General features: G+C 67.2%; 19 protein-coding genes. 12 read left to right on the top strand and 7 right to left on the bottom strand.

Going from position 1 to position 23,229, the window contains the following annotated elements; genetic code table 11:
- Positions 1-64 precede the first annotated feature (64 nt).
- Positions 65-577, bottom strand: coding sequence for a metallopeptidase family protein (locus AC4EEV_RS17395; protein ID WP_026264921.1), 513 nt, complete (start codon positions 575-577; stop codon positions 65-67).
- Between the two features lie 118 nt (positions 578-695).
- Between AC4EEV_RS17395 and AC4EEV_RS17400 the strand changes: the two genes are divergently transcribed.
- From AC4EEV_RS17400 to AC4EEV_RS17415, 4 genes are all read left to right on the top strand, one after another.
- Positions 696-1,082, top strand: a complete 387-nt coding sequence (locus AC4EEV_RS17400; RefSeq protein WP_026264922.1) for a DUF3499 domain-containing protein — start codon at positions 696-698, stop codon at positions 1,080-1,082.
- A 79-nt stretch (positions 1,083-1,161) separates the two neighbouring features.
- Positions 1,162-1,389, top strand: coding sequence for a Trm112 family protein (locus AC4EEV_RS17405; protein ID WP_026264923.1), 228 nt, complete (start codon positions 1,162-1,164; stop codon positions 1,387-1,389).
- A gap of 74 nt (positions 1,390-1,463) precedes the next feature.
- Positions 1,464-2,930 (top strand): adenosylhomocysteinase, encoded by a 1,467-nt coding sequence (ahcY, locus tag AC4EEV_RS17410; RefSeq protein WP_491329581.1) that lies wholly within the window; start codon positions 1,464-1,466, stop codon positions 2,928-2,930.
- A gap of 64 nt (positions 2,931-2,994) precedes the next feature.
- Positions 2,995-4,233: a L,D-transpeptidase gene (locus tag AC4EEV_RS17415; RefSeq protein ID WP_285320090.1), complete on the top strand. Its 1,239-nt coding sequence runs from the start codon at positions 2,995-2,997 to the stop codon at positions 4,231-4,233.
- Position 4,234: 1 nt separating this feature from the next.
- On the opposite strand, the gene AC4EEV_RS17420 is transcribed toward AC4EEV_RS17415, so the two are convergent.
- On the bottom strand, positions 4,235-5,035 hold the full coding sequence (locus AC4EEV_RS17420; protein ID WP_109863447.1) for an RDD family protein: 801 nt from the start codon (positions 5,033-5,035) through the stop codon (positions 4,235-4,237).
- 87 nt (positions 5,036-5,122) lie between these two features.
- Here AC4EEV_RS17420 and AC4EEV_RS17425 point away from each other — a divergent pair, with 87 nt between their 5' ends.
- Together AC4EEV_RS17425 and AC4EEV_RS17430 are read left to right on the top strand one after the other, a co-directional pair.
- The gene (locus AC4EEV_RS17425) at positions 5,123-6,115 is read left to right on the top strand and encodes a stage II sporulation protein M (protein ID WP_491329582.1); all 993 of its coding nucleotides are present in this window, start codon (positions 5,123-5,125) and stop codon (positions 6,113-6,115) included.
- 124 nt (positions 6,116-6,239) lie between these two features.
- Positions 6,240-7,352 carry a TIGR01906 family membrane protein gene (locus AC4EEV_RS17430; protein WP_491329583.1) on the top strand — a complete coding sequence of 371 codons (1,113 nt, stop codon included), beginning with the start codon at positions 6,240-6,242 and terminating at the stop codon, positions 7,350-7,352.
- Here AC4EEV_RS17430 and AC4EEV_RS17435 read toward each other — a convergent pair.
- Together AC4EEV_RS17435 and AC4EEV_RS17440 are read right to left on the bottom strand one after the other, a co-directional pair.
- On the bottom strand, positions 7,343-9,172 hold the full coding sequence (locus AC4EEV_RS17435) for an AMP-dependent synthetase/ligase (RefSeq protein WP_491329584.1): 1,830 nt from the start codon (positions 9,170-9,172) through the stop codon (positions 7,343-7,345). The two genes, AC4EEV_RS17430 and AC4EEV_RS17435, sit on opposite strands and share 10 nt — an antisense overlap.
- A 67-nt stretch (positions 9,173-9,239) precedes the next feature.
- Positions 9,240-10,964, bottom strand: a complete 1,725-nt coding sequence (locus AC4EEV_RS17440) for a dolichyl-phosphate-mannose--protein mannosyltransferase (RefSeq protein ID WP_491329585.1) — start codon at positions 10,962-10,964, stop codon at positions 9,240-9,242.
- Between the two features lie 45 nt (positions 10,965-11,009).
- Between AC4EEV_RS17440 and rsmI the strand changes: the two genes are divergently transcribed.
- Both rsmI and AC4EEV_RS17450 read left to right on the top strand, forming a co-directional pair.
- Positions 11,010-11,885, top strand: coding sequence for a 16S rRNA (cytidine(1402)-2'-O)-methyltransferase (gene rsmI / locus AC4EEV_RS17445; RefSeq protein ID WP_018762946.1), 876 nt, complete (start codon positions 11,010-11,012; stop codon positions 11,883-11,885).
- 183 nt (positions 11,886-12,068) lie between these two features.
- On the top strand, positions 12,069-13,568 hold the full coding sequence (locus AC4EEV_RS17450) for an NAD-dependent succinate-semialdehyde dehydrogenase (RefSeq protein WP_018762947.1): 1,500 nt from the start codon (positions 12,069-12,071) through the stop codon (positions 13,566-13,568).
- 61 nt (positions 13,569-13,629) lie between these two features.
- On the opposite strand, the gene AC4EEV_RS17455 is transcribed toward AC4EEV_RS17450, so the two are convergent.
- The 3 genes from AC4EEV_RS17455 to AC4EEV_RS17465 are packed head-to-tail and all read right to left on the bottom strand — an operon-like array spanning position 13,630 to position 18,743.
- A complete protein-coding gene (locus AC4EEV_RS17455; protein ID WP_018762948.1) occupies positions 13,630-16,173 on the bottom strand; it encodes a transglutaminase TgpA family protein in 2,544 nt (847 codons plus the stop codon).
- A complete protein-coding gene (locus AC4EEV_RS17460) occupies positions 16,170-17,633 on the bottom strand; it encodes a DUF58 domain-containing protein (RefSeq protein WP_133832151.1) in 1,464 nt (487 codons plus the stop codon). Before AC4EEV_RS17460 ends, AC4EEV_RS17455 begins: the two co-directional genes overlap by 4 nt.
- A gap of 9 nt (positions 17,634-17,642) precedes the next feature.
- Positions 17,643-18,743 (bottom strand): AAA family ATPase, encoded by a 1,101-nt coding sequence (locus tag AC4EEV_RS17465; protein ID WP_461841432.1) that lies wholly within the window; start codon positions 18,741-18,743, stop codon positions 17,643-17,645.
- A gap of 163 nt (positions 18,744-18,906) precedes the next feature.
- Between AC4EEV_RS17465 and AC4EEV_RS17470 the strand changes: the two genes are divergently transcribed.
- The 4 genes from AC4EEV_RS17470 (at position 18,907) to AC4EEV_RS17485 (ending at position 23,197) form a co-directional block, all read left to right on the top strand.
- Positions 18,907-19,809: a TatD family hydrolase gene (locus AC4EEV_RS17470; RefSeq protein ID WP_491329586.1), complete on the top strand. Its 903-nt coding sequence runs from the start codon at positions 18,907-18,909 to the stop codon at positions 19,807-19,809.
- Positions 19,810-20,089: 280 nt separating this feature from the next.
- A complete protein-coding gene (locus tag AC4EEV_RS17475; protein ID WP_018762952.1) occupies positions 20,090-21,256 on the top strand; it encodes a resuscitation-promoting factor in 1,167 nt (388 codons plus the stop codon).
- 109 nt (positions 21,257-21,365) lie between these two features.
- Positions 21,366-22,238: a 16S rRNA (adenine(1518)-N(6)/adenine(1519)-N(6))-dimethyltransferase RsmA gene (rsmA, locus tag AC4EEV_RS17480; RefSeq protein WP_285320083.1), complete on the top strand. Its 873-nt coding sequence runs from the start codon at positions 21,366-21,368 to the stop codon at positions 22,236-22,238.
- Entirely contained in the window at positions 22,235-23,197 is a 963-nt protein-coding gene (locus tag AC4EEV_RS17485; RefSeq protein WP_109863438.1) for a 4-(cytidine 5'-diphospho)-2-C-methyl-D-erythritol kinase, read from the top strand. Before rsmA ends, AC4EEV_RS17485 begins: the two co-directional genes overlap by 4 nt.
- Positions 23,198-23,229 lie beyond the last annotated feature (32 nt).

The raw sequence follows: 23,229 nt of genomic DNA on the forward strand, positions 1-23,229 counted from the left end.
CCTGACAGCCGGCACGCCCGGTCAAGACCCGGGGCCTGCCGCGCGGCTGCCCCGGGTGGCGGGCTCAGTAGCGGCGGCGGTAGACCGGGTCCAGGGTCTCCGGGGCTACGCCGAGCATCTCCGCGGTGTGCTCCACCACGACATCGTGGACCAGGTCCTGGAGCTCCTCCACGCTGGAGCAGGCGTTCTCAACCACGCGGCGGTACACCGTAATCATGGGCCCCTCGCCACCAGCGGCGGGCGTATAGGCCCCCATGGGGGCAGTGCTGCCCTTGGCGGCCAACTGTTCGAGGTCCGGCGGGATTTCGTCGACGCCGAACCGGACGCCGTCAAGGGTCTTGCCCCAAATGTCATGGAGCCGCTGCGCTGAGTCCAGGACCAGATCGTCGAAGCGGTCGCCGCGGGTCCGGTAGCCGGGGTGGGTGGGGAGCATTACTTCGCCGCGCAGGCCGCGTCCGTGGCGGTTCCGGCGCCGCCGCAGGAAGCTCCTGCCGGTGGTTTCCACGCCCGGCGCAGCCGAGGCGTCCGGGTCAGCCAACCGGACCGAAAAACCTGATTCATGGTTCGATGACTGCATATACCGACTCTAAACCCGGGGGCGGATTTACGCGATATATTCCCCGGGCGGCCCGTCCGCGTCGGGGACCGCAGCCAATGCACGGCTTTCGAGGGATATAAGGGTAGTCTGTGATGTCGTGGGAGCTATCCGTCAATGTTCAAGGTCCGCCTGCCGCCAGTCGGCGGTAGCCACCCTGACGTACGTCTATGCGGACTCCACGGCCGTCCTCGGTCCACTGGCCACCTACGCCGAGCCGCACTGCTACGACCTCTGTGAACAGCATGCGGGCTCGTTGACCGTTCCGCGCGGTTGGGAAGTTTTGCGGCTGGCTATGCCGTCCACCCCACAGCAGCCCGGCCCGGACGACCTCCTGGCACTCGCCAACGCCGTCCGTGATGCCGCGGCGCGCCCGTCGGAGCCACAGCCGCCCACCCAGCGCGGGCACCATTCCGCCCTCGAAGCGCCGGCCGGAACCGAAGGAACCCGGCGGGGGCACCTGCGCGTCCTTCGGGAACCTTCCTGACCTGGATCTGGCGGTAGGCTGGTTGCTGCACATCTTTTCCGCTACCGGCGCGAGCGCGCCCGCCAGGGAGCAAGAACACATGCCAAAGATCAGTCCCGAGCTGTTGTCCGTCCTGCGCTGCCCCGTGACCGGCTCGCCCTTGGTCCAGGAAGGCGAAGAACTGGTGGCCACCACGGCAGATGAAGCAGGCGTCAAGAACCGGTACGCCATCGAAGACGGTATTCCGTTGCTCCTTCCGCCGGAACTGCTGGCGGCAGCGGCAACAGCGGGCTCGGACCAGCACGATCCTGCCGCGGCAGGGCAATAGATCCACCTGCACCAGCCCGCACCGAGAAACAGCAGAACGGGGACCAGGACCCCGCCTCAAGCAAAGGACCATTCATGACTTTTGAGTACAAAGTTGCCGATATCTCCCTGGCGGAAGCCGGGCGGCACCAGATCCGCCTGGCGGAGCACGAAATGCCCGGCCTCATGTCCCTGCGCGAAGAATTCGGACCAACGCAGCCGCTCAAGGGCGCCCGGATCGCAGGCTCCCTGCACATGACGGTGCAGACCGCGGTGCTGATCGAAACCCTCACCGCGCTGGGCGCCGAGGTCCGCTGGGCCTCCTGCAACATCTTCTCCACCCAGGACGAGGCCGCAGCGGCAGTTGTCGTGGGCAAGGGCACCGTCGAGGATCCGCAGGGCGTGCCCGTTTTCGCCTGGAAGGGCGAGACCCTCGAAGAATACTGGTGGACGGCCGAACAGATCCTCACCTGGCCCGGTGCTGAGTCCAACCCCGAACTGGGTCCCAACATGATCCTGGATGACGGCGGCGACGCCACCATGCTGGTCCACAAGGGTGTCGAGTTCGAGGCCGCGGGCAACGTTCCCTCCGCCGACCCCGAAGATTCCGAGGAGTACGGTATCTTCCTCGAGGTGCTCCGCCGCTCCCTCGCCGCGGACCCGCAGAAGTGGACCCGCACGGCGGCCACCATCAAGGGTGTCAGCGAAGAGACCACCACCGGTGTCCACCGCCTGTACCAGCTCGCGGACCAGGGCAAGCTGCTGTTCCCGGCCATCAACGTCAATGACTCCGTCACCAAGAGCAAGTTCGATAACAAGTACGGCATCCGACACTCCCTGCCCGACGGCATCAACCGTGCCACCGACGTGCTCATGGGCGGCAAGGTCGCCGTCGTCTGCGGGTACGGCGACGTCGGCAAGGGCGCCGCAGAGGCCCTCCGCGGCCAAGGCTCACGGGTGATCGTCACCGAGATCGATCCCATCTGCGCGCTGCAGGCAGCCATGGACGGCTACCAGGTGGCCAAGCTGGAATCAGTCCTGGCACAGGGCGACATCTTCATCACCACCACGGGCAACAAGGATGTCATCATGGCCGAGCACATGGCGGGCATGAAGAACAAGGCCATCGTGGGCAACATCGGCCACTTCGACAACGAAATCGACATTGCCGGCCTTGCCCGCGTTCCCGGCGTGAAGAAGGTTGAGATCAAGCCGCAGGTCCACGAGTGGGTCTTCGACGCCGGCAGCGACGCCGAGCGCTCCATCATCGTGCTGTCCGAGGGCCGGCTCCTCAACCTGGGCAACGCCACGGGCCACCCGTCCTTCGTGATGAGCAACTCGTTCGCGAACCAGACCATCGCGCAGATCGAGCTGTGGACCAAGAAGGACCAGGACGAGTACGAAAACAAGGTGTACGTCCTGCCCAAGGTCCTGGACGAAAAGGTCGCCCGCCTGCACCTGGACGCTCTGGGCGTGGAGCTCACCGAGCTGACCAAGGACCAGGCTGAATACCTGGACATCGACGCGGCCGGCCCATACAAGCCTGAGCACTATCGTTACTGACACGTGAGGGCCCGGGCGCAGCAACGCGCCCGGGCCGTTATTTTCTGCACGTAGGATCGACACTATGGAGCCTGAGGAAAAGCCCCGCCGCCGGGGGAGCGTAAAGAAGATTCTCGCCGTAGCAGCCGTCTGTGTCCTGGCTGCCGTGGGCGGGGTTTTCGCCGCCGTCGCACCGGGCCTTGCTGGGAGTCCGCTCGAATCTGAAGCCTCCTCCGCACTGCGGACGTCCCCCGGAATCGCTTCCCCCATCGTGCCCCCGGTGACCCTGGATGCATCGCCGGCCAACGGCGCCAAGCAGGTCAACCCCGCGGCGCCGGTTTCCCTGAAAGTGGCCAACGGGACCATCCAGCGCGTCACCCTTACCAGTACTGCCGGGAAAATCGTCGAAGGCAGCATCGACCCCAACGGTACGGCATGGTCCGCCTCCGGCCCCCTGGAGTTCAACACGGACTACAGCTACACGTACGTGGTCAAGGACTCGGCCGGACGCGAAACCAGCACCACCCAGGCCTTCAACACAGTGTCCAGCTCGCATGAGGCAGATGCCGCCATCTACCCGCTCAACGGCATGAAGGTGGGCGTCGGGCAGCCCTTGCAGATCATCTTCAGCGAGCCGGTAGTCAACCGCGACGCCGTCGAAAAGGCCATCAAGGTCACCACCACGGCAGGCCAGAGTGGTGCGTTCCACTGGTACAGCGACACCATGGTCCGGTACCGGCCGGAAAACTTCTGGGCAGCCAATTCCACCATCACCATGGACATGCAGCTCTTTGGTGTCGACCTGGGCAACGGCCAGATCGCGAACTTCAACAAGAAGGTCAACGTCTCGATCGGAGACAAGAAGGTGGCGGTCGCGGATGCCACCGCGCACACGTTCACGCTCAGCGTCAACGACCAGCCGGTCAAGACGCTGCCGGTCAGCATGGGGGACAAACGGTTCCCTTCGGCCAAGGGATACGCGGTGCTGATGGAGAAGAACAGGTTTGACCATTTCCGGGCCTCGACCATCGGGCTGAAACCCGGTGACCCCGCCTACTACGGTGAAGCCGACGTCGAATACACCATCCGCCTCACCCTGAGCGGCGCCTACATCCACCAGGCGCTCGAATCCGCCTACCCCTACATCGGGAACACCAACGTCTCCCACGGCTGCATCGGATTCCTGCCCGATGGCGCAGCCTGGGTGTTCGACAACATGGGAACCGGAGACGTGGTCCAGATCATCAACACCGAGGGCGACTACGCGGCCAACACTGACGGCTACGGCGACTGGAACATCCCGTGGAACGAGTACGCCAACTGAGTCAGCCGTTGAACGGCAGCCGCTGGAGCCGTTGACCCACCGAGGAATTTCGGCGGCGCGATTCAGAAAGCCTGGTGAACTCCCGGTTCCGGCGCTCGGCGACGACGGCGGCCAGGAAGTGGTCAGGGCCGGTCCCCGGGGGCGGTGCGGGGGATACGTGCGACGACAGTTCGGAGGCGATCGCCGCGGCCATCTGCGCCCTGGACTGCGGCGCCATCCGGCCGGCCTGGCGAATGAACTGCGCCGCCCTGCGGGCCGTGGCGTCCGGAATCCGGCCGATGTCCGCGGCCGCTGCCCAGGGCTGCAGGTGCGGCGGCACGAACACGCGGATTGCTTCGTCGGCAGGCACCCGGCTGCGGACCGCGTAGGTGCCGGCCAACATATCGCCCAGGCGGCGGGATTTGTCGTTGAAGAGCGCCACCGCGCATGCCAGGCCGCCGAACGTCAGGTAGATTTCGAGGAATCCCGTCAGTCCCCGGATCAGCGCGTGCCGGAACCTGATACTGCCGCCGTCCTCGCGGACAACCCGTAGGCCGGTGGCTAACTTGCCCAGCGACCTGCCCCGGCTCAGGGTCTCGACCCCCACCGGGACGACGACGAGGCAGAACACCGCGGCGGTCAGGGCCAGCGCACGCGCGGCGGCCTCATCCAGGTCCCTGCCGGCGGCGGCCAGGCCAAACATGAATCCCACCAGCAGGACCACGTGGAAGACGACGTCGATGACCAGGCCCAGAGCGCGGGCGGCGAAGGTGGCCGGCCGAAGTTCGAGGACGACTGCTTCGCCGGTGATGATTGGACTCACTGCGTCCCTGCCCTTCGCAGCTGGTGATGCGGACGACCGCATGGGTGCGGACGGTCAAAGTCTAATGCCGGGCGCTAGGCTGTAGCCGTGGATATGGACGCCTTCTCCGCCGTGAACGCGGACAAGTGGTCGCGGCTGAAGGAGCTCTCTGCCAAACGCAGGCTCACGGGTGCCGAGGCCGATGAACTGCTGGCCCTGTACCAATCCGTGTCCGGGCACCTGTCACTGGTTCGTTCCATTGCACCCGAGAGTGCATTGTCGGCCTCGCTCTCCGCCACGCTCGCCTCGGCCAGGACCCGCTTCACCGGTGCCCGGTCCAACGCGATGGCAGACCTTGCGAGGTTCTTCGTGGCGGCCCTGCCGGCTGCGCTGTACCGGCTGAGGTGGCTCACGATGGCCTGCGGGGCAGTCTTCGTCCTCGTCGCTGCCGCCTACGCGGCGTGGATCGGAACGTCCCCGGATGCCCTCCGTGCGGTGGCATCCGAATCCGCCGCCGCGCAGTATGTCGACCAGGACTTCATCAACTATTACTCGGAAAATCCGGCAGCATCCTTCGCCGGCGCCGTGTGGACCAACAACGCCTGGATCTGCGCCCAGGCGGTGGCCCTCGGAATTACCGGCGTCTGGGTGCCGATGATCCTGTTCAACAACGCGCAGGGCGTGGGAATTGCGGCCGGGATCTTCGCATCTGCCGGCAAATCCGATGTTTTCTTCAGCTACATCCTGCCGCACGGCCTGATGGAGCTCACCGCCGTCTTTGTGGCCTCCGCTGCCGGCCTGCGCATCTGTTGGGCAATGGTCTCACCGGGTCCGCGGACCAGGAGCCGCGCAGTGGCGGAAGAGGGCAGGTCGCTGGTTACGGTGGCCCTGGGGTTGGTCCTGGTGCTGTTCGTCTCGGGCCTCGTGGAAGGTTTCGTGACGCCCAGCCCGCTGCCGGCTTGGGCCAGGATTGGCATTGGCGCGGCGGTTCTTGCAGCGTACTGGCTTTATGTCCTGGTGTGGGGCCGTCGGGCCTACCTGGCAGGGGAACGCGGCGACCTTCGCAGCGAAGACGCGGGCTATACGGAAATCGCTGCCTGAATCGTTGTAATCCAGACGGGGTGGTTCCTCGCCCAGCCGAAGTTCCGGACGGTAGGCTCGAGGGCAGAATGAATCGCGCCGGCAGACTTGGACCGGTGCGGAACCTGACGGAAGTGACGCTGCTGTGAACGACGAAACACCGGCCCGCGCCAAAAGCGAAGCGCCGCAGCCGGAACCGATCCTGGACACCTCCGGGGATTCCGACGAGCCCGCGTTTTCCTGGCTGACACCTGCCGGTGGTAAGACTTCCGGCCGGGAAGACGCTGTACAGGAAACCAAAGCACCGCAGGCGGACAGCAGGGCGGGCCGCCGGGCGGCGGAATCCGCCGTCGGCTCCTCCGGCACGGGATCTTCGGCCGACGGGTCCTCGCAGGCGGCGGCCGGGACATCCGTTAAGGAGCCGCGCGGCTCAGCCGGCCCGGTCTTCAAGGAATCGCTTCCCACCTCCGCCCTGCACGTCCGGCCGCCCGAGGAAGAAGTGGAGCGCCGCAACGCCCAGCGCGAAAGCGCCGCGAACGCCAAGCCGGTTGCCCCCCGCGTCATGCAGGTCCTGCTGGCCGTCATCTACCCCTTCATCCTCCTCATCCTGGCCGTCCGGGCAGTGACCAGCCCGCTCTTCCTCTGGGTGGAATACAACCGTCCCGGTTTCCCCGGCGACGGATACGGCTTCAGCACTGACGACAGGATGACCTACGGCTCCTACGCCGTTGACTACCTAAGTAACTGGGCCGGCCCGCGGTACCTGGGAGACCTGGTGCAGCGCGGCGGCGAAAAGCTCTTCAAGGACGGCGAGGTCAGCCACATGGCTGACGTCAAGACGGTCATCCTCTCCACCTTCGGCGCCGGCACCGCGCTGCTCATCCTCGCCCTGATCGCCCTCGTGTACCTGCGCAGGCGCAGCACCGGCGGAATCCGGCGCGCCCTCTTCGCCGGTTCGATCATTACCCTCGTCCTGATCCTGGGCCTGGGCACGCTGGCAGCCTTGGGCTGGCAGCAGTTCTTCACCGAATTCCACCGGATCTTCTTTGCCGACGGGTCCTGGACCTTCAGCCTGGATGACACCCTGATCCGGCTGTTCCCGAGCCAGTTCTGGATCGACGCCGGCATCGGCATCGGCGGCATGGTGCTCCTGGCATCCATCATCACGCTGGTGCTCACCTGGCCCACGCGTCGCCGGCGCGGTATTGTCCGGGAGGACACGGACGCCGAAAAGCCGGTGCCGGCGGATCAGCCGTAAATCCTGGCGATCTCCGCCTCATACTGCTGGACCACGGCGGCCCGCTTGAGTTTCAGTGATGGCGTCAGGTGTCCTGACTCCACCGTGAACTCGGTGTTGAGAAGCGTAAAGGTGCGCACTGACTCGGCTTTGGACACCAGCTGGTTGGCCAGGTCCACCGCTTCCTGGACGGCGGCGAGGACCTGGGGATCGCTGGTTGCCTCGCTGAGGAGGAGCGGCGGGAGGCCACGCTCCTCCCGCCAGTTGGCCACGCCTTCCGGGTCAAGGGTAAGCAAAGCGGACACGAACGGCTTCCCGTCTCCCACCAGCACCGCATGCCCCACCAGCTGATGGGTCCGGATCTTCTCTTCCAGCGGCCCAGGCGCCACATTCTTGCCGCCCGCGGTGACCAGCAGGTCCTTTTTCCGGCCGGTGACGGTGAGGAAACCGTCCTTATCCAGCACACCAAGGTCCCCGGTCCGGAAGAAACCATCCACGAACGCCTCCGCGTTCGCGGCCGGGTTTGCGTGATAGCCACGGAAGACGCCAATTCCCTTGACCAGGATCTCTCCGTCTTCGGCCACCCGGATGGTGGTACCCGGAACGGGGATCCCCACCGTTCCCACCTTGGTGCGGGTCGGCGTGTTGGCCGTGCACGGTGCCGTGGTTTCGGTCAGCCCGTAGCCTTCCAGGACGGGAATGCCCACGCCCCGGAAGAAGTGTGCGTCCTCCAAAGCCAGGGGACTGGCCCCCGACACCGTGTATCCCACCTCGCCGCCCAGCGCCTGCCGCAGCCGGGGATAGACCAGCCGGTCAAACAGTCCGTGCCGCACGCGGTTGAGCAGGCCAGGGCCCGGTCCCTCGCCCCGGTTCTGCCGGTCTTGCTCCTTTGAGTATTCGATTGCTGCCGCCGAGGCCGCGTCGAACAGCCGGCCCTTGCCCGCAACCGCGGCCTTATGGGCCGCCGTTGCCCGGACCTTCTCGAAGATCCGCGGCACCACCAAAAGGAACGTCGGCCGGAACGAACCCAAGTCCTCCAGCAGCTGCGCCGCGCCCGGGGTGTGCCCCAGGGTTGCCCCTGCGGTGAGGCACACCACCTGCACAGCCCGAGCCAGCACATGGGCCAACGGAAGGAACATCAGTGTGCGAGGCTGGCCTTGCTGCAGGATTTCCGGCAGGAAAGCGACGATGTTCTTGGCCACCAGCGCGAAGTTCCCATGCGTGATCTCACATCCTTTGGGCTTGCCGGTGGTGCCCGACGTGTACACCAGGGACGCGAGATCGGCCAGGCCGGCATGGCTGCGCTGCCTTTCCAGCTCGGTGTCGCTGACGCCGGTACCGGCCGCGGCAAGGCTGGCAAGGTCCGGGGCCTCGCCGTCGTAATCCATCCGCACCACGTTGACCAGGCGGTCCCTGAGGACGTCGGAACCTGCCAGGACTCCGGCCACGAGCTGCACCGTCGCACGGTCGCCGGCGAACACGCGGCGGACCCCTGCGTCCTGGATGATCCACTCCACCTGGCTGGCGGATGACGTTTCGTAGATCGGCACCGTAACGCCGCCGGCGAACCAGATGGCGAAATCCACCAGGGTCCACTCGTAGGAGGTGCGGGCCATCACTGCCACCGTGTCGCCGGGTTCAAGGCCGCCGGCGATGAGCCCCTTGGCCAGCGCGCTGACGTCCTGGAGGAACTTCTGCGCGGAAACGTCCACCCAACCGTTTGGGCCCTTGCGCCGGTACAGCGCGTGGGCGGGGTTTGCGGCATGCTGCTCCAGCAGCAGGTCAGTCACGTTGCTGTTGGCATCAAGCTCAACCAGCAGTTCCGTGCTCGCTTCTCTCACAGCAGGTCTCCGTTTCCGCTGCCACGCCGCGGCGGCGGCTCCAACAGGTCTCTAGTGCCATCCTGCCCTAGATCCAGGACGGCATCCACATCCGGACTTTCCAGTCGACATAGGGGATGACCTCGGCGGTCCAGATCGGGTAGAAGAACGCCGACAGCAGGATTGCGGCGGCCAGGTAGAGCGCCACCAGGTACAGGCCCGAGCGCCGCCGCCAGGGCGGGTCCGTGGCGCGGCCCAGCACCAAGCCCAGGCAATACACCAGGGCAAGGATCAGGAACGGCTCAAAGGACACCGCGTAGAAGTAGAACATGGTGCGCTCGGGGTACATGAACCACGGCAGGTATCCGGCTGCCACGCCCGCCAGTACTGCGCCCGCGCGCCAGTCCCGGCGGCCCGCCCACCAGAACAGCAGGACCACCAGCGAGATGGCCGCCGCCCACCAGATCAGGGGGTTGCCCACAGACAGGATGGCCGAGGTGCATTTTTCCACAGTGCAGCCCGGGGTGCCCTGTGGCGGGGATTCATAGAAGAACGACGTCGGCCGTCCCATCACCAGCCAGCTCCAGGGACTCGCCTGGTACGGGTGCTCGGAGCTCAGGCCCTGATGGAACTTGTACGCTTCGAGGTGGTAGTGGATGAGGGACCTGACGGAGTCCGGGAGCCAGCCCCATTCGGTGGAAGGGTTGCTCTCGGCCCAATGGCGGAAGTAGGCGTTGTCCGAGAGGAACCAGCCCGTCCACGTGGCCGAGTAGACGATGCCGGCAACGGGTACCAACGCGCCGAAGGCCGGAATGCCGTCCCGGATGACACCGCCACTGATCCAGCCGCGGATGCCCGCGACCCGGCGTGCGTTCAGGTCCCACAGCACCGTGAGGATGCCGAACCCTGCGAGGAAGAAGAGGCCGGACCACTTGGTGCCCACTGCCAGGCCAAGGCAGATCCCGGCGGCGATCCGCCACCAGCGGACGCCAAGCCATGGCCCGGCCAGCAGTGCCCCGCCCGGCGGCTGTCCGCCGTGCGCGGCAGCAATCCGCGCCAGCCGGGCCGCCAGCCGGCGGCGCCCGTCGTCCCGGTCCATGAGCAGGGCGCCGAATGCTGCAAGGATCCAGAACGCCAGGAAGACGTCCAGCAGCGATGTGCGGGACATGACAAGGTGGTGGCCGTCGACGGCGAGGAGCAGTCCGGCCGCGCCCGCCAGCGGAAGCGAACGGAACAGTTTCAAGGCGATCAGCGAGACGAGCAACACCGTGAGGGTTCCCGTGAGCGCCGCGGCGAAGCGCCAGCCGAACGGATTCTCCGGCCCGAAGAGCCACATACCTGCCGCGATCATCCACTTGCCCACCGGCGGGTGCACCACGTATTCGGGCGTATTCAGCAGGACGTCCGGATTGCCGGTATTGAACGAGTCGTTGGCTTTGTCCGGCCAGCTGCGCTCATAGCCGCTGATGAGGTAGGAGTAGGCGTCCTTGACGTAGTAGGTCTCGTCGAAGACCAGCTTGTGCGGTACCTCGAGCCGCACGAACCGGAGGACCCCGCCGATGAGCGCCGTCAGGACCGGAACCAGGATGAACCACAGTCGCAGGGACGCCGGGTGGTCCCGCCAGGATGCGTGTGCGCCCAGGAGCCGTGCCGTCAGGGCCTGGACGGTGAACGCCTCCTCCGGCCGGCTGACCCACCGAAGGGCGTGTTCCCCGCGCTCCGTAGCAGTTACCGCGGCTGCGGCCGGGGAGGGCGGCGGGGTGGGTTCACCGGCGCCGGCCGGCCGCGTCGAGGTCTGCGTCACGAGCCCCATGCTACCTTTTGCGGCTGGAAGACCCGGCAGCAGTAGGCTTGACGGGTGGACCCGAACCCCAGCCCCCTTCCTGATCCAGGCCCGTCAACGACGGGACGGATCGTCCTTGCCGCCACCCCGATCGGGAATACCGGTGATGCCTCTGCCCGGCTCGTGGAACTGCTGGGTACCGCCGACATCGTGGCGGCAGAGGACACCCGGCGCTTGCACCGCCTGGTCCAGAGCCTGGGCGTGGAAGTGTCCGGCCGCGTCATCAGCTACCACGAACACAATGAGGCGACCAGGACGGCAGAGCTCCTTGACCAGGTGCGGGCCGGCAGCACGCTGGTCATGGTGACCGACGCAGGCATGCCGGCCGTCTCGGACCCCGGCTTCCGGCTGGTGGAGGGCGCCATCGCGGCCGGGCTTCCAGTCACCGCCGTCCCGGGTCCCTCCGCGGTCCTCACGGCACTGGCCCTGTCCGGCCTGCCCACGGACAGGTTCTGCTTTGAAGGTTTCCTCCCACGTAAGGCCGGCGAACGCGCGTCGCGCCTGGCCGACCTCGCCGCGGAACGCCGCACCATGGTGTTCTTCGAAGCTCCGCACCGCCTCGAATCCATGCTCCGGGCGCTGCGCGAACGGTTCGGTCCGGACCGGCCCATCGCGGTGTGCCGGGAACTGACCAAGACGTACGAGGAAGTGATCCGGGGAACCACCGGCGAACTGCTCCAGTGGGCCGAAGAGAACGAGGTCCGCGGCGAGATCGCCGTTGTCCTCGGCGGGGCTCCGGAACAGGCGGCGGGCAAGCCGGAGGACCATGTGGCCGCCGTCAACGAGCTGGTGGCCCAAGGCATCAGGTTGAAGGAAGCGGTTGCCGCCGTGGCCGAGGACGTCCGGGTCAGCAAGCGCGAGCTCTACTCGGCAGTGCTCGCCGCCCGGTAGCAGCCTCTCCCGGCATCCCTTCGAATCTGTGCAGATGCACAGCGTGGGGCTGATGTGGCAGTGCGCAACGGCGTAGACCGGGGGAGGGGCCCGCAGTAGTCTGGCTGTTAATCAGCCCAATGATCCCGGTCACTCCGGCCGCGGCGCGGGGCTGCCAGAAACCCTACTGACGAGGGAGTCATCGTGACTGTCACTGCACAGCCGGCCGTTACCGCCGAGCGCGAAACCCGGCTTTTGGCCTCTGTTCCCACCGGGCTGCTTATCAACGGTGAGTGGCGCGACGCCGCCTCAGGCAAGACGTTCGACGTCGAGGATCCCGCCACCGGCAAGGTGCTGCTGAGCATTGCCGACGCCGGCGCGGACGATGCCGCTGCGGCCTTGGACGCTGCCGCTGCGGCCCAGGAATCCTGGGCCAAGGTGCCCCCGCGTGAACGCGGTGAAATCCTCCGCCGCGCTTTCGAGCTGGTCACCGAACGGGCCGAGGACTTTGCGCTGCTGATGACCCTGGAGATGGGCAAGCCGCTGGCAGAAGCCCGCGGTGAAGTCACCTACGGAGCCGAATTCCTGCGCTGGTTCTCCGAAGAAGCCGTCCGGGCCTTCGGCCGGTACTCGGTCTCCCCGGACGGCAAGTCCCGGCTGCTGGTGACCAAGAAGCCGGTAGGCCCCTGCCTGCTGATCACGCCGTGGAACTTCCCGCTGGCCATGGCCACCCGCAAGATCGCCCCGGCGGTGGCCGCAGGCTGCACCATGGTGCTGAAGTCCGCCAACCTGACGCCGCTGACGTCCCAGCTGTTCGCCGCCGTCATGCAGGAGGCCGGCCTGCCCGCCGGGGTCCTGAACCTCATCCCCACCTCCACTGCCGGAGAGACCACCGGGGCCCTGATCAAGGACTCCCGGCTGCGTAAGCTCTCCTTCACCGGTTCCACCGAGGTGGGCCGCCGGCTGCTCTCCGACGCCTCCGGAACTGTGCTGCGCACCTCCATGGAACTGGGTGGGAACGCCCCGTTCCTGGTTTTCGAGGACGCGGACCTGGACGCGGCCGTGACCGGTGCGATGCTGGCAAAGCTGCGCAACATGGGTGAGGCCTGCACCGCAGCCAACCGGTTCATCGTGCACGAATCCGTGGCCGCCGAATTCGCCGAGAAGTTCGCGGCGAAGATGAAGGACATGACCACCGCCCGCGGCACCGAACCCGAGTCCAAGGTGGGCCCGCTGATCGATGCCAAGAGCCGGGACAAGGTCCACGAACTGGTCTCCGACGCCGTCGCCTCCGGCGCCAAGGCGGTGCTGGGCGGGGCACCGGTCGAGGGCCCGGGCTACTTCTACCAGCCCACCATCCTGTCCGGCGTCTCCGAAGGCACCCGTATCCTCTCGGAGGAGATCTTCGGGCCCGTCGCCCCGATCATCACCTTCTCCACCGAGGACGAGGCCGTGCGGCTGGCCAACAACACCGAGTACGGCCTGGTGGCATACGTCTTCACCAAGGACCTGAACCGCGGCATCCGGATGGGTGAGCGGCTCGAGACGGGCATGCTCGGCTTGAACGCCGGCGTGATCTCCAACGCTGCCGCACCGTTCGGCGGCGTCAAGCAGTCCGGCCTGGGACGCGAAGGCGGACTCGAAGGCATCGAGGAGTACCTCTACACCCAGTACATCGGCATCGCCGACCCCTACGCGGGATAGCTTCGGCGGTTCCAATGACGCACGTGCCGGCCGGGATCCTTCCCGGCCGGCACTTTTGCGTTCAGCCCCTGCCCCGCCCGCGAACGCCGTCGTCCGCCGCTGCTTCCCGACGCCCCGCCACCGGTGCCCCGGACGTTGCGGCGGCACGGCTCTTTCGGGAATGGGCGGCCGCACGGGCGGCTTTCCGGATGCCGCTGCCGGCTGCCCGGAACGGCAAGCCCAGCAGCAGGCCCAAGCGGCGGATGACGGACGGCGGAAGCCACTCCGCCCGCAGGCGGCGCGGCAGGGTGGCGTTCTGCCGGAGGGAGTCCACGACCGCGGCGACCCCGGCCTGGATGTCCTGGCCGGCAGGGTGACCCCGTAGGCTGGTTGCCGGGGAGCTGTTGTCCGGCCGGCCGTACCGGTGGTGCTCGAAGGCGGATGTCAGGAACGCCACGGCCTGGTGCGCTTCATGGTCCAACCCGCCGGGTTCACCCAGCAGTGTTTGCCGGAACCTGGCGGAATACGCCCGGGGAGTCTCGCTGGGTGCGGCTCGAACGCCATAATCGATGCCCAGGTCCGTCAGCTCGTTCCACGCCAACGGGACGGACTGGCCCGGGGACCTCGGATTCAACCGGCGCGTCCTGGTTCCGGAACGGACCAGGTGCGGCGCGGCTGCCAGGAGCAAGGCGCCCAGCACGCCTGCGGTCCCAAGGAGCCACGGCAACACGCCGGCCGAACCGCCCTCGCCGCCGCCCGTCCCGCCGGGGACCGGCAAGGCCGTGCCGCTCGGGGTAGCGGAGGGCGCCGGGGCAGCGTCAGGGACGAGGCCGTCATTGTTGCCCAGGGTATCCGGGACGGCGGGCACCGGCGCGTCCGTGGCGTAGTCCGGGACCACGCCCCGCGACGGCGTAGGTTCGAACGGCACCCAGCCCAGGCCCTGGAAGTACAGCTCGGGCCACGCGTGGGCGTCACGGGCGTCCGCTTCGTATTCCGGGAGCGCACCCTGCCCGGCCACGGCTATGGTCGCCCCGGTCAACCGGCCCGGGGCATATCCCACGGCAATCCTGCTGGGGATTCCTTCCAGCCGCGCCATCACGGCCATGGCGGAGGCGTAGTGGATGCAGTATCCGCTCTTTTGCTGCAGGAAATCCGCCAGGACAGAGAGCCCGTTCCCGTCATAGCCGCCCTGGACCGGGGACTGGAGGGAATAGGTGAACTCGGACGAGCGCAGGTATCTCTGGAGGGCCATCGCTTTCTGGTACGGCGTCCCCGCAGTGCCGGCCACCGTCTTGGCGGTGGCCTTGACGATGTCCGGGACATTTCCCGGAATCCGGCTGAAATCGTCAGGGATTCCCCGGACGGGGCCGGACGCCTGGGCGAGGAGCGCGGCCGAGAGCTTTGGCTCGGTCGACGTCACGACGTACTCCTGGCGCCGGGTGGTGGTGTCGGTGCCCTTGATACTCAGGGTGGCGGGGTCCCAAGTCCACTCGCCGCCGAGGCCCCGGATGGTTTCGGGCGCATACGGGACCGGCAGGTAGGGGCTGGTGAAGGAACCGGTGTCGACGGCGGTGACCAGGCGCACCTGCTCGTCCGCGAGGACTGCGTAACCGGGATCGATCCGCCCGTCCAGCGGGACCCGGGACGCGGTGCGGTCATCCGGACCCCACGAGTCGCCGTCGAAATTGTCCACGGTGACAGAACGCAGGTAGAGCGGCGTGGGGGAATTCGTGGCATAGGTGATCCGACCGCTCCCGTCCGGTGCGCGCAGGCTGCTGCCCAGCGTGATCATCGGGTTCAGGCCGGTGGCGCCGCCCCACGGGTTGAGCCTGGACCCCTGCGGGAACGTGCCTTGGTCGAAACCGGGAATCGCCAGGGGCAGCAGCAGGGTGGCCACCATGGCCGCGGCTCCGGTCAGGGCTGCCCGCCTTGCCAGGCCGGGGCTGCGGGGCGCGCCGGACTGGAGCTGTCCGTCCGGGGCAAACCGCTGGCTGCAGGCCAGGATCAGCAGGTACCCGGCCGCCGTGGCAGCGAAGCTCCACACGCCCACGCTCTGGGGCTTGATCATGGCGGGAACCACCAGCAGCGCCAGCAGACCAACCCCTGAGGCGGCGGGCATGCGGAGGGGCACGGCCAGGGCGTCGACCAGGATGACGGCGAGGCCCAGCACCGCACAGACCACCATCACGATTCCGGCGTTGGGAGCCACCGGCGCTGTCTCCGACAGGACGGTTTCGCTGGCCCGCCGCATCAACCGGTCAAGGTCGGGGAGCGTGGCGCCGGTCGGAATAACCCACAGGAAACTTGAGCCGCGGAAGAACGTCAGCGTGAGGACGGCAGCCAGTGAGATGAATCCGCCTGCCGTGACCAGGAGGGGCTGGGCTCGGACCGAACGCAGTGCCGCCAGGGCCACGCTGACCGTCAGCACGGTGGTCAGGACGGGCCAGAACCAGTTCCAGCCCCGAAGGACGCCGTTTAGAGACAAGGCCGCTCCGCAGACAGCCACCGAAATCGCCAACGCCATGGCCCACGGATAAGCGCCGGCCTGCGGACGCCGGGCCGGCGGTTCGGGCTGGTTGCGGGCTTCATTCCCGATGCCTGAGGGCCGGGCTGGTGCCATTGTCATGTGGCTACTCCTGCTCCACGGCGGACCTCGGACGCAGGGGCCACGGGCACGGCAGGGTCTTCGTCGAACTGTCCCCAGGCCGCCGCCAGAGCGGTACGCGGCGTCACGGCGGCAGCGCGCCAGCCGTTCTGCCGCAGCACGTCCAACACGCCGTGGAAGTCAGCCGGCTTGTCCACGGCCAGGAGGGCGAATGCGTTGGTTCCGTAGGCTGCGGCCGGCGCCAACGCCGTCGCCTCCTCGGCACTGATCCTTCCCAGCACGGCGATCAACGGTCCGCGCATCCTGTGTGCGCCCAGTTTGTCCATCAGGTGGTCGTCAAAGGCCGGTGGCTCCTGGTCCGCGCCCGGAGGCTGCCCTCCGCCGGCGGCCCGGCGCCGGCTGCTCCGGCCCTGGGCGTCCCGGGCCGCAGTGTCCCGCCGAGTGTGGGATGGCCCGGACAGATGGACCGCGGCGAGGCTCTCGGCTATGGACTGCAGCCCGGAGGTGCCACTGAACTCGTCGGCCCCAGGTTCCGGGGACGACGGTGAATGCAGGAAAGCCGGGTTGCCGCCGGCATCGAGGATCCGGAGGCTGTAGTTGCGTTCAGCCAAGTGGGCGCTGACGGACATGGCGGCGACGACCGACCATTCGAATGTCTCGCTGGTGGCCAGTCCGTGCCCGTGTCGCCCCGGCAGCCCTGGCATCGTCATCCCGGAGGGGCCGCCGAAGGCAGCGGAACGGTGATCCAGGATGATGGTGGCTTCCGGCGTGGTGACGGATTCCTCCTGGCGGACCATGAGCTCGCCGTGCCTCGCCGTGGCGGCCCAGTGGACCCGGCGCATGGGATCCCCGTGCCGGTATTCGCGGGTCATGACGTCGTCGTCGCTCGGATTTGCGCGGGTGCGCGTGGCGGTGACGCCGTCGTTGCCCCGCGCTCCGTCCAGCGCCGTGGCAGGCAGCACGACGGCGGCCGGCGTCACGGTGAGGATGTCGCCGTCGTCGATGGCCTGGCGGTGCAGCGACAGTCCGAACGGGTCGGTGAACTCCGCCGTGACCGGCCCGATCCGGAACAAGCCGCGGTAGCCGGACGTCAAGTGGTATTCGTAGCGGCTGGTGCCGCCAGTTGCGGAACGGGAAGGAAACCGGAAAGCCGGCGCCTGGCCGAAGTGCGGGGGCAGGCGCTCCTCCATGATCACCTGGCCGGTTCCCGGGCCCGTCCTGCCCACCGCCAAATGGACGATGGTTGGCGCGGATGTTTCCACGGGTGAGGGATTGAACTCGCGGTACACCCGGAATTTCGGTTTCACCAGCCGGATTCCTGCCAGGGACACCAGCGGCAGCACCAACAGCAGCAGCGCCAGCGTTAACAGGTCCCGGCGCCCCATGACCTGCGCGGCGGCCAGTGCAAACGCCCCGGCGGCAAGCATGCCCCAGCCACGCCTGGTGAACAGGTGCCGGGGAAGCTTGTCCAGGAACGCCATGGTCCGCCCCTAGCGGTTCCTGCCGCCGGCCGCCGCCGCGGGCCGCGTCGCCTGGCCCGGGGGCGCCTGCGGAACGGGCAGGCGCGAGAGGATTCCCTGCAGGACGCTGTGCGGGTTTTCGCCAGCGCCGGCAGCCTTGCGCTCGACGATGATCCGGTGTGCCAGCACGGCCTCGGCGACGCCTGCGACATCGTCCGGCAGGACAAAATCCCTTCCGTCCAACGCAGCCGTGGCTTTGGCCGCACGCAGCAGCTGGAGCATGGAACGGGGGCTCGCCCCCAAGCGGAGCAGCGGACTTTCCCGGGTGGCGCGGCCCAGTGACACCGTGTATTCCTTCACGGCTTCGGACACGAAGACCTGCTGGACGGTGGTGGTCATCGCCGCCACGTCAGATGCCGTCACCACCGGGCTGACGGCGGCCAGCGGCGATACCGCCTGGTGGGTCTCAAGCATTTCGATCTCGGCTTCCTTGTCCGGATAGCCCATGGAGATCCTGGCCATGAAGCGGTCCCGCTGGGCCTCGGGCAGGGGGTACGTCCCTTCCATCTCGATGGGATTCTGGGTGGCCACCACCATGAAGGGTTCATCGAGCCTGTACGTGTTGCCGTCCACCGTCACCTGGTGCTCCTCCATGCATTCCAGCAGGGCGGACTGGGTCTTGGCGGAGGCGCGGTTGATTTCATCGCCGATCACGATGTTCGCGAACACGGCGCCGGGCCGGAATTCAAAGAGCCGGGAGGCCTGGTTGTAAATGGACACCCCGGTGACGTCCGAGGGCAGCAGGTCGGGGGTGAACTGGATGCGGTTGACGGTGCAGTCGATGGTCCGGGCGAGCGTCTTGGCGAGGAGGGTTTTTCCGACGCCGGGCACGTCCTCCAGCAGCAGGTGGCCCTGTGCGAGCAGGACAGTCAGCGCCAGCTTGGCGGCATCCGATTTGCCGTCGATCACCGTGTTGACGGTGGTAAGGATGCGTTGGGCCGCTTCATGGAACGACTCCGGGTCCATGGCGGCGGCCCGGTGCCCGTTCAGCCGGCTGACGGCATCCGCGACGCCGGCCAGGTTGAGGTTCGGTGCGCTCCCATTGTTGGCAGTGCGTCGGTGGGGTTCCATCGGCAACCTTTCAGCCCGGGTTTCACCTGGACGGGACAGCAAGCCTGCCTTCGCCCGTCGGTGGGCGTGCGCGTGTGTTCGTTCCAGACTACTAACACAACTGCCGTGCCTGACAGAGAGTTCCGGCAAATATGCCACCGCTTTCGGCGGATAGGCTGGGTGGATGTGCAATCCGCTGACTCCCGCCGCCTACCGGGCACCTGACACAGGCCCCTTGGACCCGGAAGCTCCGCCCCGCAAGCAGTATCCGCCCGCGCCTGAACCGTTGCCTGTACCCGTGATGGACAACCACACCCACCTGGACTTTCCTGATGGAACGGCGCCGGTGGGAATCAAGGCCGCGCTTGATGCCGCAGCGGCCGTGGGGGTCCAGGGAGCGGTCCAGGTGGGCTGCGACCTGGCGTCGTCGCGGTTCACGGTGGAAGCCGTGGACCAGGACCACCGTCTCCTGGGCGCCGTGGCCCTCCATCCCAACGATGCTCCGCACTATGCCGCCAGGGGCGAACTTGAGGCGGCCCTGGCAGAGATCGAACGCCTCGCGGCGCATCCGCGGATCCGCGCGATCGGCGAGACGGGGCTGGACTTCTACCGCACGGAAGGCGAAGGACTGCGCCACCAGGAGCACTCGTTCCGGCGCCACATCGACATCGCCAAGCGCCTGGACCTCACCCTCCAGATCCACGACCGGGACGCACACGGCGACGTGGTGCGGGTGCTGAGGGAGGAAGGCGCCCCGGGGAGGGTGGTGTTCCACTGCTTCTCCGGCGACGAGGAGCTTGCCAGGACCTGCAACGACCAGGGCTGGTGGATGTCCTTCGCCGGGACCCTGACCTTCAAGAACGCCGCGAATCTTCGGGCCGCGCTCGCCGCCGCCGACCGCCAACTCATCATGGTGGAAACAGATGCGCCGTTCCTGACCCCGCATCCGCACCGGGGGCGGCCAAATGCCAGCTACATGGTCCCGTACACGGTCCGGGCCATGGCAGAATTGACAGGCTCCGACCTCGCCGGGCTGTGCAACACCATCAGTGAAAATACCGTGCGGGCATACGGATCCTGGACCTGAAATCCCACCCCGTCCCGTGATCCTGGGCAATACCTGGTATGCAAAAATGTTGGTCGCTTTATAACGCTACGGTTACAGTGGACAACTATTAGCCGGGGTCGGGGAAGGCCAACGGATAATTTCGCTCCATTCGCAGCCGCTCCGGGCACGTCAGTTCCCGGCCATGCCGCTGCGCGGAGTGTGGCGGTGCATCGATGCCCGGACGGTCTATTTGAGGTTGTTCCGGGCATTCCCTTGCGCGATTCCCCGTGCCCGGATGGACCTAGAGTTACGGGCAATCGTGATCAAGTTCTTCACAACGGACGGCAAGTTCAGCTATATCAAGGTTGGCGCCCAACTTCTGGTGCTCTGCGGCCTCGTCGCGGGCCTCGTGGCTTTCGTGGGCAATAACAAAACAATCACGCTCAACGTGGACGGCAAAGCCTCGTCCGTGCAGTCCTTTGGTGGAACAGTGGCGCAGGTGGTCAAGAGTGCCAACCTGGACCTCAAGCCCGGCGACCGCGTATCGCCGTCCTTGGATTCATCCGTGCAAAACGGCACCGTCATCAACGTCAACCAGGCCAAAGAGGTCAAGGTCAGCCTTGACGGGGCCGAAAAGACCGTCAACACCACCGCCCAGGACGTGGAAGGCCTCGTCAGCGAGCTCGGCGTTGCCAGCGCATCGGCCGTCTCGGCGCCCAAGGATGCCACGCTCGCACTGGCCGGCTCCTACGTCTCCATCTCCACACCCAAGACCGTCAGCATCGTGGCCGATGGCAAGGTGAACACCGCCACCACCACTGCCGCAACCGTAGGCAAGGTCCTTGAGGACTCCGGTGTCACCCTCGGCGCCAGCGACCGCTCCTCCCAGCCGGCCAACGCCAACGTGGTGAACAACATGGTCATCAAGGTCTCCCGGGTGGACACCAGCAAGACTGCCGTTACGAGCGAAGACGTGCCCTTCGACACGGTCACCGCCGAGAGCGCCGACATGCTCAAGGGTGACAAGCAGGTGACCCAGGCCGGGGCGGCCGGAAAGATCGAGCGCACCTTCAAGCTGGTCCTCGTTGACGGCCGGGAAGCGTCGCGCACCCTCGTGTCCGAGAACGTGGCGGTGCAGCCCGTGACCGAAAAGGTCACCGTGGGCACCAAGGCCAAGCCCGCCGTCCAGGCGGCGCCCGCGGCAGCAGCCGCCAACACCGGGGCAGCAGCGCCGGCCATGATGAACGAAGCCATGTGGGACAAGATCGCCCAGTGTGAATCCAGCGGAAACTGGAGCATCAACAGCGGCAACGGCTACTACGGCGGCCTCCAATTCGACATCCGCACCTGGATCGGAGCAGGCGGCGGCGCGTACGCCCCGAACGCCAGCCTCGCCACCAAGGCGCAGCAAATCGACATCGCCAACCGCGTCTACGCCCAGCGCGGGCTCTCACCGTGGGGTTGCGGCTGGGCAGCCAGCAGCTGATTCAGCGGACGAACACGACGCCCACAGCGTGGCCGGGCCCGGATATCCGGGCCCGGCCACTGCCGTTAAGCCGACAGGGCGGAGCTGCCGCGCGGGATAGGATACCTAGGTGACTGAACCCATCCCTGCCGTGCCCGCACCGTTGTTCGGCGCCTCCGACATCCGCCGGCTGGCAGAGGAAATCGGGATCAGGCCGACTAAAACCTTGGGCCAGAACTTCGTTATCGACGGCAACACCATCCGGCGGATCGTCTCCGCCGCCGGAGTGGGGCCGGATGAAACCGTCCTCGAGGTCGGCCCGGGCCTCGGCTCCCTGACCTTGGGGCTGCTCGATGCGGCGGCGGCCGTTGTCGCCGTCGAAATCGACCCCGTCCTGGCCGCGAAGCTTCCGGAAACCGTCAAGGAATGGCGCCCTGCCGCCGCCAACGCGTTCCACCTGGTCAACGACGACGCCATGAAAGTCACCGAACTGCCGGTCCAACCCACCGCGCTGGTGGCCAACCTGCCCTACAACGTGGCGGTTCCGGTGGTACTGCACCTGTTGCAGCATTTCCCAAGCCTGCGGCACGGACTGGTGATGGTGCAGGACGAAGTAGCGGACCGGCTGGCCGCGGGCCCGGGGTCCAAGACCTACGGGGTGCCGTCGGTCAAGGCGGCGTGGTACAGCCAGATGCGCAAGGCAGGCGTCATCGGCATGAACGTTTTTTGGCCCGCCCCCAAAATCCACTCCGGCCTGGTGGCCTTCACCCGCCGCGAGCCGCCGGCCACCACTGCCACCCGTGAGCAAGTGTTTGCCGTGGTGGACGCCGCGTTCGCGCAGCGCCGCAAGACGCTGCGGGCAGCCCTCGCCGGCTGGGCAGGCGGAGCGCCGGAAGCGGAGCGCTGCCTCGTGGCTGCCGGCGTGGACCCCACCGCCCGTGGCGAGGTCATCGATATCCAAGCCTTCGCCAGGATCGCCGAAGCCAAGGAAGCACGGTTGTGAACGCCCCGGCAGGACGCTTCGCGGCCAGGACGGTCCGGGTCAAAGCACCCGGCAAGGTCAACGTATCCCTGGCGGTGGGCCCGCTCCGCCGGGACGGCTACCACTCCGTTGCCAGCGTCTACCTCGCGGTATCCCTCTACGAGGAAGTTGCCGCCACCAGCACCGCGACGCCGGGAATCACGCTCAGCCTCAGCCCCGAAAGCACCCTGGACCTCGACGCCGTCGACATTCCCCTGGACAGCAACAACCTGGCCTACAAAGCAGCCGCCATCATGGCTGACGTCTCCGAGCACGCCACCGGCGTACACCTGGAAATCACCAAACGCGTCCCGGTCGCCGGCGGCATGGGCGGCGGGTCAGCCGACGCCGCCGCCACGCTCCTGGCCTGCGACGCCCTGTGGAACAGCGGACTCTCCCGCGAAGAATTGGCCCACCTTGCCGCGGAACTGGGCGCGGACGTGCCCTTCTCGCTGCTTGGCGGCACCGCCGTGGGCCTTGGCCTGGGCGACAAACTGTCCCCGGCCCTGGCCAAGGCGCAAACCCACTGGGTGCTGGTGGCGGCAGACTACGGACTGTCCACCCCGGAGGTGTACCGCACCCTGGACAGGCTGCGGGACGCCGAAGGCATCACCGCGGACGAGCCCACCGGCGTCGACCCGCACATTGTGGCGGCCCTGCGCAGCGGCGACGCCGAATCCCTGAGCCGTGTCCTGGTCAACGACCTGCAGCGTGCCGCCATCTCCTTGGCCCCTGCATTGCGCGATACGCTGGGTATCGGCGAATCCCACGGCGCGATCGCTGGGATCGTTTCAGGTTCCGGCCCCACCGTGGCCTTGCTCGCCGATGATCCCGTGGCGGCCGAAGCACTGGCCGAGGACCTGCGGCACCAGGGACTGGCGGCCCTTCACGTGCACGGCCCCGTCCACGGCGCGCGCATCATCTCCGACACACATCTCTAGACCCCTTATATTTCGGCAGCAGAAAGCAGTTC

The sequence above is a fragment of the Pseudarthrobacter sp. MOO14 genome (assembly GCF_058267675.1).